We start from the raw sequence: 12,586 nt of genomic DNA on the forward strand, positions 1-12,586 counted from the left end.
AATGAAATCTTGTGGTTTTTTTTACCATAAACCGCTAATCTCAGGGGCTTCTGCTAATTTTTAGTGGATTATTCATGGAAAGTCACGAACATGAGGTTGTTTAATGCTAGATTCAATTCGCAATAATATTCGTCTGCTTGGGAAAATTTTGGGAGAAACCATTGCTGTAGAGCAAGGGCCTGAGTGGGTTGAACGTATCGAAGCCATCCGTGCACTGGCGAAAGAAGTCACGACTAATGAAGACGCGTTGGATAAGCTACAGAGCTTATTCGCGGATATGTCCGAAGCGGACATGTTAGTCTTATCCCGAGCATTTAGTCAGTTTTTAAACCTGGCAAACATTGCTGAACAGCAATATACCATTTCTGAACAAGGGTTAGCGGAATTAGAGCTCGCTCACCCATTAACCGAACTCACGCATAAAATTCAAGGCGTTGCGCCTGAAAAAATTCGTGATGCTCTGAATAAATTGCATATCGAGCTGGTGTTAACCGCGCACCCTACGGAAATCAATCGCCGTACGTTTATTCATAAATATCACCAAATTGCTGACCAGCTAGATAATGGCAGCGAAGATACTTCTCGAATTGCTGAACTGGTCGAGCAGGCATGGTTTACCAATGAAATACGTGCTGAGCGTCCGACACCGCTCGATGAATCCCGTTGGGGGCTGGATGTCATATCCGACAGTCTGTGGTCGGCATTGCCGCAATTTATTCGTGAGTTAGATGACGTTTCGCAACAATTACTCGGCGAACCACTTGCTGATGACTTTATGCCGGTGAATATCGCCAGCTGGATGGCAGGGGATAGAGATGGTAATCCATTTGTTACTGCCAAACTGAGCTGCGAAGCGATTCGCAATGCTCGAATTCGAGCGTCAAGACTGTATTGGCGAGATGTACGTGAGCTGTATCTAGAATTGTCGATGCACAAAGCGGATGCGGATCTTATCGAAGAAGATGTTAATGGTGCTGGCCCGTATCGACATCAACTTAAACTAATAATCACCCGTCTTGAAAATAACATTGCCAACCTGGTTAATGGCGATAAACCACCGACGATCAACGATGCGGATGTATTGCTTGCACCACTGAAACGTTGCCGACAAAGTTTGATAAATCACGGCATGCACCGCGTAGCGGATTCGCAATTGCTGGACTTGATCCGCAAAGTACAATGTTTCGGCATTTCTATGGTCAATCTTGATGTGCGCCAACATAGCGAGCGCCATGATAGTGCAATGGCCGAAATTCTCGATTTCCTGAATATGGGAGATTACCTGAGCTGGGACGAGCAAAAACGACAACAGTTTTTGCTAGCGGAGTTGGCGTCAAGTCGTCCGTTGTTACCGGATTATGACTGGAGCAGTGACACCCAGGAAGTCCTCGATACGTTTACGATGATTGCTAAGCAACCGCAGCAGGTAATGGGGATCTACATTATTTCCATGGCAAGTACAGCCAGCGATGTGCTGCTGGTGCGATTGTTGATGAAAATCTGTGGTGTAAAATGGCAGATGCCGATTGCCCCATTATTCGAAACCCTGGATGATTTAAATCACGCGCCAAGTGTGATGGATGAATTGTTAGCGATGGACGTCTATACCCAAAGTTGTGACGGACAGCAAACCGTAATGATAGGCTACAGCGATTCCGCCAAAGATGCCGGCGTAATGGCAGCGACCTGGGCCCAGTATCAGGCGCAGGAAGCCTTAGCTAAGGTATTTGCAGATAAAGGCGTATTGCTAAAATTATTCCACGGTCGTGGTGGTACGATTGGTCGTGGCGGCGGACCAGCGCATGCCGCGGTTGCATCGCAACCTCCAGGTACCTTAGATGGTGGTTTGCGCGTCACCGAACAAGGTGAAACCATTCGTTATAAATATGGTTTGCCGAATCTGGCGGTACGAAGCTTCCATTTATACGCCTCGGCGATTCTTGAGTCTTTGATAACACCACCTAAATCTCCTGAGCCGGCTTGGCGTGAGCTGATGGACAAAATGGCCGCGGATAGCTGCAAAACCTATCGCAGTTATGTACAGGAACAGGCCGACTTTGTTCGTTATTTCAGACAAGCGACACCAGAGCAGGAATTGTCATCTTTACCATTAGGTTCCAGACCGGCAAAACGCCGCGCCGATGGTGGCATTGAATCTTTGCGTGCGATCCCTTGGATTTTCGCCTGGAGTCAAAACCGTATGGTGTTGCCAAGTTGGCTCGGTTTTGGTCAGGCCATTGCCAATCATCGCGGTGAATATCAAGCCTTGATTGACGAAATGCTGGCCGAATGGCCTTACTTTCGCTCGCGTGTCTCTTTGATTGAAATGGTGTATTTAAAATCCAATCCGATGATCGCCACTCGCTACGATCAGGCGCTTGTCGATGAAGAGTTAAAATCCATGGGGACAGATTTGCGGGCGCAACTGGCTGCCGACCAACAAACGGTCTTATCGGTATTAGGGCATCAGCAGTTAATGGAAAATGATCCCTGGAATCTCAGCTCATTTGAGTTGCGTCGTCCGTATCTGTTGCCATTGCACTTAATGCAAATTGAAGCGTTAACGCGTTTGCGTTCGTCACCGGATGACTCTGGCTACGAACATTTGCTTATGCATACGATGGCGGGCATCGCAACGGGCATGCGCAATACCGGTTAGCCCAACAGAATGTTATGCACCAACCCAAGAGCACGCTTAGCGATAAGTCGTGCTCTTTTTTCATTGATTGACGGTATTATTGACCGCAAACCGCAAAACCTTTGCAAGCACTTCATCACTTAACCTCAGATACATCGCTTTAATCGCAAACAAACGACGCGGGATTCTCAAGGCTTTCTTTAACCGACTGCGACAATTTATTCTCGCACCGTTTAGTGTCCTTTAACCTATTCTAATTGGCCCAGCCAATGATATTTCAGGCACATTTTTAAAGGCGGGGAAGGCATAGTTAAAATCTTTACGGCAATAAAATCTGGGCTGTAACAAAACTGTCATATTTGTGTCTTATAATCCCAATCAATAATAATTTTTCGTCATTATGCAGGTTTAAACGTGACAGTTGTTGCTAAAACTTTTGACCCAAGACAATTAAAGAATACGTTGGCCAGGTGGCTGATCAGCGCCGGTGGCATCAGTGTGTTGTTTACCTTAGTGCTTATCTTTATGTACTTGGTTTATGTCATTAAGCCAATTTTTGAATCCGCAAGCATCGCGCCTGAAACCCAAATTCAATTCTTGGAAAATGCCCAAGATAGCGAAACGGTTGCGGTCGGTGTTGATGAACTTAAAGAAATCGGCTTTAACATTAATGCTCAGGGTGAAATCTCTTTTTACCAGATGCAGGACAACGAAGATCATGCGCGCGGTGAGCACCTGTTAACAGAATCGATACTATCGAATGACGAAAACTTACAAAAAATCCTGTCAACGACGTCCAATCAATATGTATTACTGACCACAGATGGCACCATCAAGGTGGTTGAGCCAACGTTTATCGTTTCTTTCGAGGGTGATAAGCGGTCGATGAACCCTACGGTTCGCTATCCACTTGGCGAAGATGCCATTTATATCGATGAAGACGAAGCGGCGATCAAAGATTTTTCTTTTGTTATGAACGAAGAAAAAGCGATGATTATGGCGCTTAGTGAAGATAACCGGTTAATTAAAACCGCTTTGATTGCCGACGATGATTTTTACTACGATCCCGAGTTTACCGCAGAATATCAATTAATTGCGGACAATATTGACGCGATTGATTTCATTCAAGTCACCCCGGATACGACTATGGGCGTGGTAGCTAGAAATAATGAAGTATCCGTCTATGAACTTGATGATGACTGGGATGTGCCCGTGAAAGGTCAGTTTAATCCCGTCATCGAATCGCAAGCAAACATCACCGCCATGACGTTGCTATCCGGTAGTAGTTCTATTTTATTCGGAACCGATAACGGCGACGTATTGCAATGGTTTGAAGTGGCAAGCGATGATGGGCGGAAGTTTCAACAGATTCGTCGTTTCAAGGCCAGCATCAATGAAGCCATTACCCAGATTTATCCCGAGCGATATCGCAAAAGCTTTTTTGCCGTAACACCATCCGGCCAGGTTGGACTTTATTACACCACCAGTGAAACCCAATTATGGCAAGGGAAGATGCTGCAATCGGATCAACAGCCATTTGCTATTGCTCCGCGCGCCAATGGCGTGGTTTTATCGGGTAAAACACAGCTCGAGTTGTTAACGGTTGATAATGAGCACCCGGAAGTTACCTGGTCAGCGCTTTGGCAGGAAGTTTGGTATGAAGGCTACCCTGAACCGGCTTATATCTGGCAGTCGACCTCAGGTTCCGATGATTTTGAAGCGAAATTTTCTTTAGTACCTATTTCCTTTGGCACCATGAAAGCAGCGCTTTATGCGATGCTTTTTGCAGTACCTGTGGCGCTTGCAGCAGCCGTGTATACCGCATACTTTATGCCACCTGTGATGCGCAAAACGGTTAAGCCGACCATAGAGTTAATGGAAGCGCTACCAACGGTGATCCTGGGTTTCCTTGCTGGTCTTTGGTTAGCACCGTTAATTGAAGCGTATCTACCGGCAGTCTTCCTGTTACTGATTTTATTGCCATTAGCGACATTTATTACCGCATTTGCCTGGTACAAGTTGCCGAAAAATATCAAAGTCTTTGTGCCTGAATCGTTTGCACCGATGATTATATTGCCGGTGTTAATCTTAGCGGCAATGTTGGCTTTTACGCTTTCACCGATGATTGAAGCAAGCTGGTTCGGCGGCGATATGCGTAAGTTCATCACCAACGATTTAGGCATCGATTTCGACCAGCGTAATGCGCTGGTTGTCGGTATTGCCATGGGCTTTGCGGTGATCCCAACCATTTTCTCTATGGCGGAAGATGCCATCTTCAGTGTTCCTAAACATCTAACCTCGGGCTCTTTGGCTTTGGGTGCGACGCAATGGCAGACCTTAGTCAAGGTAGTATTGCTTACCGCGAGCCCTGGAATTTTCTCTGCCATCATGATGGGCCTTGGCCGCGCAGTCGGGGAAACCATGATTGTATTGATGGCAACAGGAAATACGCCGGTAATCGATTGGAGTATCTTCCAGGGAATGCGTACTTTATCCGCCAATATTGCCGTTGAAATGCCGGAATCTGAAGTCGGTAGTTCTCATTATCGAATTTTATTCTTAGCAGCGTTTGTGCTGTTTGTTTTCACCTTTGTCTTTAACACTCTAGCTGAGTTTGTGCGTCAGCGTTTGCGTGATAAGTACAGCTCTTTGTAGTGGTTAAGAAGGATTATTTGACGATGAAAACATGGTTTAAATCAGGATCGCCTTGGGTGTGGTTATCGGCTGCAGGGGTCAGCATTAGTTTGATCTCAGTGGTTGGTTTGTTGTTGTTGATAGCATCGAGAGGTCTGTCTTACTTTTGGCCATCACAAATCCATCAATTTGAATTGCAAAATGTTCACGGTGAATCGTCGGTAGTGATTGGCGAAATTTATGAGCATGAGCGGATCCCTGCCAAGCAATTGAATAACAAAAATGTCGACATCGGCGATGCACAGACCGTAGACCGTTACTTGGTAAAAACCGGTAATCGGGAGTTGGTCAGTCTCGACTTTCGCTGGGTTCTTGAACCTATGGTGCAAAAGCAAACCCAGCCTGAAAATGTTGTGGTGATAGAGCGTCGCACCAATGGTAACTTCTATGGCTTTATCGAAGAAGTTTACATGGGTGGTGAAAAGGTTGAAGCGGCAACGCTAGACGACTTTATTGAGAGAGTAAGCGAGCTGCAAGAAGATATTGAACAACTTCAGGGCAAGGATATTGGTGCGATTAACTTTGAGCTTGAGCGCATTCGTTTAAAAGAGCGCAAGGCAGAGCTTGACGGTAAATTAACATCCCAGCTTAAAGCTGACTTTGAACAGCGCCGCGCCGAACTCGCTCAACAGTACAATAAACTCGAAGCAAACCTCAATCAGCTGCGTCAGGAAGTTCAGCGCGACAAGATTGTGGTGCGGGCAATGGATGGTCAAACCGTTGACATTAATCTTGAGCAGGTTTTACAAATTACGTTTAATAACCAGATGGGGTTTTTCGCCAAACTTGGTCAATTCTTCCATCAAATTGGCAGCTTTATCGGCGACGATCCGCGGGAAGCCAACACGGAAGGTGGCGTGTTCCCGGCGATATTCGGAACCGTGCTTATGGTATTGCTGATGACGGTTATTGTATCCCCGTTGGGCGTGGTTGCGGCGATTTATCTGCACGAGTATGCCGGCAACAATGCCTTTACTAAATTATTGCGCATCGCGGTGATTAACCTAGCAGGGGTACCCTCGATTGTCTATGGGGTGTTCGGCCTTGGGTTCTTCGTTTATATGGTTGGTGGCTCACTGGACCAGCTCTTTTACCCAGAATCATTGCCCAGTCCGACGTTTGGCTCGCCTGGTGTGCTGTGGTCGGCAATTACTCTTGCGATATTAACCCTACCCGTGGTCATTGTTTCTACGGAAGAAGGGTTAGCTCGTATTCCATCATCAATGCGCCATGGCTCATTAGCACTTGGGGCAACGAAGGCGGAAACTTTATGGCGAATTATTTTACCGATTGCCAGCCCGGCAATCATGACCGGCATCATTCTGGCGATTGCCCGCGCCGCCGGTGAAGTGGCACCTTTGATGCTGGTTGGTGTAGTGAAAATGGCGCCGACTTTACCACTAGATGGTAATTTTCCGTTCCTGCACTTAGAGCGAAAATTTATGCACTTAGGTTTTCATATATATGATGTCGGCTTCCAAAGCCCGAACGTCGAAGCAGCCCGGCCTTTAGTCTATGCAACGGCGCTGCTACTGGTAACCATTATTGTTGCATTGAACATGACGGCGGTCTCTATTCGTAACCGTCTTCGCGAAAAATACCGCTCTTTAGAAAACTAGTGCAGATCTAAAGGCTAAACGTTAGCAGAGAATCAAAGATATGATTAATGTAAACCCACAAGTATTAATAACTGATAGCGAGAGACTTGATATCAACAACCTGACAGCAGAGCAAGTCGCGTTGGAAATCAAAAATCTTAACCTGCACTATGGTGACAAGCAGGCGTTGCAAAATATATCGATGAAGATCCCCAAAGGCCAGGTCACCGCATTTATCGGACCCAGTGGTTGTGGTAAATCGACTTTACTGCGTTGTATCAATCGGATGAACGATTTGGTGGATATTTGCAAAATCGATGGCGCGATAGAGTTAAATGGCGAGAACATTTACGCTAAACATGTCGATGTAGCGCAACTTCGTCGCAAAGTTGGAATGGTATTCCAGCGGCCGAATCCATTTCCTAAGTCAATTTATGAAAATGTTGTTTATGGTTTGCGTTTAATAGGTCAAAACAATCGCCGGGTGCTTGATGAAGTCTGTGAACGTTCGTTAAGAGCCGCGGCGCTTTGGGATGAGGTGAAAGATCGTATTCATGAAAGTGCCCTTGGTCTTTCTGGTGGTCAGCAGCAACGTTTGGTGATTGCCCGCGCGATTGCGATTGAACCGGAAGTGTTGTTGCTGGACGAGCCCACCTCAGCATTGGATCCGATATCTACATTAACCATTGAAGAATTAATCAACGATCTTAAGCAACAATATACGGTAGTGATCGTCACTCATAATATGCAACAAGCTGCTCGCGTCAGTGACCAGACGGCATTTATGTACATGGGCGATTTGATTGAGTACGCAGACACGAATACACTGTTTACTACTCCCGCCAAGAAAAAAACCGAAGATTACATTACTGGCCGTTACGGTTAAGCGACAGGAGACAGCCCAATGGAAAATTTCAATACCGGCAGACACATATCCGGTCAGTTCAATCAGGAATTGGAAGCGGTTCGCAATCATGTCATGACAATGGGCGGACTGGTAGAACAGCAACTGCGCGATGCATTACTCTCGGTGAGTGATAGCAATGAAGAATTAGCGCAAAAGGTGTTAACAAGTGATTATAAAATCAATCGCTTCGAAGTTGCGATCGATGAAGAATGTACACGTATCATTGCCAAGCGTCAGCCCGCAGCGAGTGACTTGCGGTTAATTATGGCGATCATTAAAACCATTGCCGATTTAGAGCGCATTGGTGATGAAGCGGAAAAGATATCCAAAGTGGCACTGGAACATTTTCCGGGCAAAAAACAAGATTTTCTCTTAAATCTTGAAAACCTCGGGCGACTGGTGCTATCAACACTCCATGACACCTTAGACGCATTTGCCAGAATGGATTTTGATGCGGCGCTAAAAGTGCATCAAAATGACGATAGAATTGATCGTGAATACGAAGCATTAATGCGTCAATTAATGACCTATATGATGGAAGACCCTCGTTCAATTCCATCAATTATGAGTGTTATCTGGTCTGCCCGCGCATTGGAGCGGATCGGAGACCGTTGCCAAAATATATGTGAGTACGTAATTTACTTTGTCAAAGGTAAAGTGGTACGCCATATATCTGAGCAGGATATGGACGAGTTTATCTCATAATACCAATCACATTAGATTATTGCTCACTCGTTGGGAGTTAACCAGAGGCCCATTTACGGCCCTATATTTCATTAATATAGAATGACTATATCAATACAATCTATGTTGTAAATGAAGCTCTGGCCTAACTCTGAGTTGTGCACAAACTTATTGTGATTGGTATAACATTTTGAAAATTTTGAAATAACTGATAGTTTAGTAACCATAATTGGGTTTTTCACATTGATAAACCATAATTAACGGTTGAAATGGGGGGTAAATAGCGTATATTTGCCCCGATTTTTATTAAGCAGCAAACGAAGTTGCAGGAAACATTATGTCTGCCAATAATATTCTGGGTGTATTTGCAAAATCACCTTTAAAACCACTAGAACAGCACGTAAATACAGTTTACAAGTGCGCTAAGTTACTTCCTTCACTTTTCACCGCTTGTGCCGATGATGACTGGTCTAAAGCCGAAGACATTCGCAAAGAAATTTCCTCCTTGGAAAGAGACGCGGACCAGCTAAAACGTAAAATCCGTATTGAAATTCCTGGCGGGATATTTATGCCAGTGCAACGTACTGACTTGCTTGAGCTTGTTAGTCAACAGGATAAAATGGCCAATAAATCGAAAGATATTGCCGGTCGGATCCTGGGACGCAAGATTACCATCCCCAAAGAGCTTGCCAGTGATTTTGATGCGTACTTGTCCCGATGCCTGGATGCGATTAAACAAGCGGCCAAAGCAATAAATGAAATGGATGAATTACTTGAAGCCGGTTTTGGTGGTCGTGAGTTGGATTTTGTTGAGACGATGATCCTCGAATTAGATTCAATTGAAGATGATACCGATGTAATGCAAATTAAATTACGTCAGGGGTTATTGGCGATTGAGAAAAATATGAATGCGGTCGATGTCATATTTTTATACCAAATTATTGAATGGGTTGGCGACTTAGCCGACATCGCTGAGCGTGTAGGCGCTCGCTTAGAAATCATGTTAGCAAGATAATTAGAAGGTTTCGTAGTAATGGATATTATAGCTAATTATGGAACCATGTTGGTTCTGGTTGCCGCCGCCGTCGGCTTTTTTATGGCATGGGGTATTGGTGCCAACGACGTTGCGAACGCAATGGGTACCTCCGTTGGCTCGAAAGCGCTAACCATTAAACAAGCAATTATCATTGCGATGATTTTTGAGTTTGCCGGTGCTTATCTGGCCGGTGGTGAGGTGACCTCAACCATACGTAAAGGCATCATTGATGCCAGTTACTTTACCGACATTCCTGAACAACTGGTTTACGGAATGATTTCGGCCTTGTTTGCCGCAGCGACCTGGCTCTTAGTCGCTTCTTACCTCGGTTGGCCAGTATCTACTACACACTCCATCGTCGGTGCCATTATTGGATTCTCCGCAATTGGTGTCGGCGTAGAAACCGTTGCCTGGGACAAAGTATTAGGCATTATTGGTAGTTGGATTGTAACGCCATTAATTGCTGGTGTGTTTGCTTTCATTATCTTTAATAGTGCACAGAAACTGATTTTTGATACGGACAAGCCGGTAGAGCAGGCCAAACGTTGGGTTCCTTTTTATATGTTCCTGGCGGGTTTTGTGCTTTCTTTGGTAACCATCAAGAAAGGTTTGAAACACATAGGTATGGAAATTGGCAGTGTTGAAGGTTACCTGTACGCAATTGTGGTTGCGTTAGCGGTTGCGCTAGTGGGTAAATTCTTTATCTCTCGTCTTGATTTGAACGTCAAAGCTGACCGTCGAGCCCAATACATCAATGTTGAAAAAGTCTTTGCGGTACTGATGGTCATTACCGCCTGTTGTATGGCATTTGCTCATGGTTCAAACGACGTAGCAAACGCGATCGGCCCATTAGCCGCAGTTGTTAGTATTGTGAATAACAATGGTGAAATTGCTTCTAAAGCGGCGCTTGCTTGGTGGATTTTACCATTGGGTGGATTAGGGATCGTTGCCGGCCTTGCTATTTTTGGTCATCGCGTTATCGCCACCATAGGTAAGGGCATTACCCATTTAACCCCTAGTCGTGGTTTTGCAGCCGAACTAGCGGCAGCTTGTACCGTTGTTGTTGCTTCAGGTACCGGCTTACCAATCTCAACGACACAAACACTTGTTGGTGCTGTTTTGGGTGTAGGTATGGCCCGAGGTATTGCTGCGATTAATATGGGCGTTGTCCGCAATATCGTTGTTTCCTGGGTGATCACTCTGCCAGTCGGTGCAACATTATCGATAATGTTCTTCTGGATGATTAAAGGCGCACTAAGCTAATTCTTTAATTTTTCCAATATCAAGCCGGAGCCATTGTCTCCGGTTTTTTTTGTCCTGGCAAAAGTAAAAAACGATTTTCAACAAGAAGTTTTTGTCATTTGCGTGCTACTTTAAGACATAAACCCATGCTTGCAGGTTGCGACCCCTGATTTTTCTGCATACATTTATATAACTGAGAAACAATAAGTTGATTGTCCATGTTGTTACGCAAACCGCGTAGGGTTTGTCAGACAATGGCCATGATGTTATTGACATGCAGCAGCGTCAATTTATGGGCAGCGCCCGACTCACTCGACGAAAATACTATCCAAACACAAAACCTTTTAAGTACCGATGATGCAGGCTCAAATTCGGTTGACAGCGATATCTATGTAGAGCGCATCACCAATTCGGCCTGGGAAGAGAAGGTTCCGCTAGAAGGCTTTTATGATGACCCATTTCAAGTCTCTATTTTTTCACCGCAACATGGTGAAGATAAAGAACGCCTGTGGTCGCAAACCAAATCGATATTTATTTATGGATTTGGTGTCGTCGGGTTTATTGCTCTGTTACCCGACGATATCTCTAACTGGGATAAAGAAGGCGAGTTATTGCAAAAATGGCGGGACAATGTACGCGAAGGGCCCGTATGGGACCGCGATGTTTTTTGGATAAATTATATTGGTCACCCATACTCGGGTGGTATCTATTATCAAGTTGCCCGTAAGTCGGGATATCGACAATGGGATGCTTTCGTGTATTCCGCACTAATGTCGACATTTTACTGGGAGTACGGCGTAGAAGCCTTTGCGGAAACGCCTTCGATTCAAGATTTGGTGGTTACACCCGTGCTGGGTTGGGCGATGGGTGAATGGATGCATCAAACGGAGCGAAATATCCGATTGGGAGATGGTAAAGTCTGGGGATCCGAGGGGCTTGGTACGCTATCCTTATGGATGTTGGATCCCGTGGATTCACTGGGGCGAGGGGTTAATCAGATGTTTAACCGCGAGATATTTAAAGCCGGTACCGGTTTTGTGAACTACCGACCGCAACTGGTTCAGGCAGAAGGTGAAGCAGGGTTGCTGCAGGAAAATCAGTGGCAAGTACAAATGCATTTTCAGTTTGGCGACGGTAAGCCACTGCGATCAACACCCACGCCTCAATATTACCAGTTCAGTCGTGATCCTATCGATTACAGCATGATCGGTATCGGACTTGGCTCTGGATATGCCTGGCTTGACGACATTTGGCAAGTGGAAGACGATCCATTTGCAGAATTTAGTATTGGCCTGTATTTTACGAATCGTTATTCCGCTCGCCTTAACTATGCACGCGCGCATTTTCAGGAACTTTCAAGCGGTGAAGATTTGACCTATGAAAACTATAGTGTGAGTGGACAATACTATTTTCGTCCTGATACGGGGTTTCGGCCTTATGTTACCGCGGGTATCGGTGAAATGCTTCGTGATCAGGACCGAGATTTAAAGTCGTTCTACAGTCATGCTGGGGTAGGGGTGCACATGAAGCTTAATAATAATCTTGCCATTCAAACGGATATCGCTCGATACTTTTCCACTCGATTAGATACCCAGGAAGACATCTTCCGGTTTAGCCTGATATACCGTTTAGGGAAGGGCAACTGGCGCTAGTGGTACGGTGAGTTGCCTGTTATTCGTTGTCTTACCAGCGCGAGATTGTTCGGCTCTTCCTTACGACCTCGATCCGATTGTCTTACTTATGGCAATATCAAGTTCGGTTTTCTTTTAGTAACCAATTGAAATTCA

The 12,586-nt window shown here is 45.3% G+C and carries 8 protein-coding genes; all 8 read left to right on the forward strand.

What is annotated here, in order from left to right:
• Positions 1-103: 103 nt before the first annotated feature.
• The 8 genes from ppc to FE810_RS09765 all read left to right on the forward strand — a co-directional run bounded on the left by ppc (position 104) and on the right by FE810_RS09765 (position 12,451).
• Complete coding sequence (ppc, locus tag FE810_RS09730) at positions 104-2,659, forward strand: phosphoenolpyruvate carboxylase (protein ID WP_138319859.1); 2,556 nt, start codon at positions 104-106, stop codon at positions 2,657-2,659.
• Between the two features lie 393 nt (positions 2,660-3,052).
• Entirely contained in the window at positions 3,053-5,293 is a 2,241-nt protein-coding gene (locus FE810_RS09735) for an ABC transporter permease subunit (RefSeq protein WP_246037014.1), read from the forward strand.
• Between the two features lie 23 nt (positions 5,294-5,316).
• Positions 5,317-6,951 carry a phosphate ABC transporter permease PstA gene (gene pstA, locus FE810_RS09740; protein WP_138319860.1) on the forward strand — a complete coding sequence of 545 codons (1,635 nt, stop codon included), beginning with the start codon at positions 5,317-5,319 and terminating at the stop codon, positions 6,949-6,951.
• 40 nt (positions 6,952-6,991) lie between these two features.
• Positions 6,992-7,816, forward strand: coding sequence for a phosphate ABC transporter ATP-binding protein PstB (pstB, locus tag FE810_RS09745; protein ID WP_138319861.1), 825 nt, complete (start codon positions 6,992-6,994; stop codon positions 7,814-7,816).
• A gap of 18 nt (positions 7,817-7,834) precedes the next feature.
• Positions 7,835-8,542 carry a phosphate signaling complex protein PhoU gene (gene phoU / locus FE810_RS09750; protein ID WP_138319862.1) on the forward strand — a complete coding sequence of 236 codons (708 nt, stop codon included), beginning with the start codon at positions 7,835-7,837 and terminating at the stop codon, positions 8,540-8,542.
• A 316-nt stretch (positions 8,543-8,858) separates the two neighbouring features.
• Positions 8,859-9,536 (forward strand): TIGR00153 family protein, encoded by a 678-nt coding sequence (locus FE810_RS09755; RefSeq protein WP_138319863.1) that lies wholly within the window; start codon positions 8,859-8,861, stop codon positions 9,534-9,536.
• A gap of 18 nt (positions 9,537-9,554) precedes the next feature.
• Entirely contained in the window at positions 9,555-10,820 is a 1,266-nt protein-coding gene (locus FE810_RS09760; RefSeq protein ID WP_138319864.1) for an inorganic phosphate transporter, read from the forward strand.
• Positions 10,821-11,059: 239 nt separating this feature from the next.
• Positions 11,060-12,451 (forward strand): DUF3943 domain-containing protein, encoded by a 1,392-nt coding sequence (locus FE810_RS09765; RefSeq protein WP_246037015.1) that lies wholly within the window; start codon positions 11,060-11,062, stop codon positions 12,449-12,451.
• Positions 12,452-12,586 lie beyond the last annotated feature (135 nt).

Source organism: Thalassotalea litorea (assembly GCF_005843925.1).
Classification (GTDB): Bacteria; Pseudomonadota; Gammaproteobacteria; order Enterobacterales; family Alteromonadaceae; genus Thalassotalea_A; species Thalassotalea_A litorea_A.

Bases quoted from the DNA above. Each gene is read 5' to 3' on its own strand.
- ppc (WP_138319859.1), top strand. From the start codon at position 104: ATGCTAGATTCAATTCGCAATAATATTCGTCTGCTTGGGAAAATTTTG.
- pstB (WP_138319861.1), top strand. From the start codon at position 6,992: ATGATTAATGTAAACCCACAAGTATTAATAACTGATAGCGAGAGACTT.
- FE810_RS09765 (WP_246037015.1), top strand. From the start codon at position 11,060: ATGATGTTATTGACATGCAGCAGCGTCAATTTATGGGCAGCGCCCGAC.
- FE810_RS09755 (WP_138319863.1), top strand. From the start codon at position 8,859: ATGTCTGCCAATAATATTCTGGGTGTATTTGCAAAATCACCTTTAAAA.
- FE810_RS09760 (WP_138319864.1), top strand. From the start codon at position 9,555: ATGGATATTATAGCTAATTATGGAACCATGTTGGTTCTGGTTGCCGCC.
- pstA (WP_138319860.1), top strand. From the start codon at position 5,317: ATGAAAACATGGTTTAAATCAGGATCGCCTTGGGTGTGGTTATCGGCT.
- phoU (WP_138319862.1), top strand. From the start codon at position 7,835: ATGGAAAATTTCAATACCGGCAGACACATATCCGGTCAGTTCAATCAG.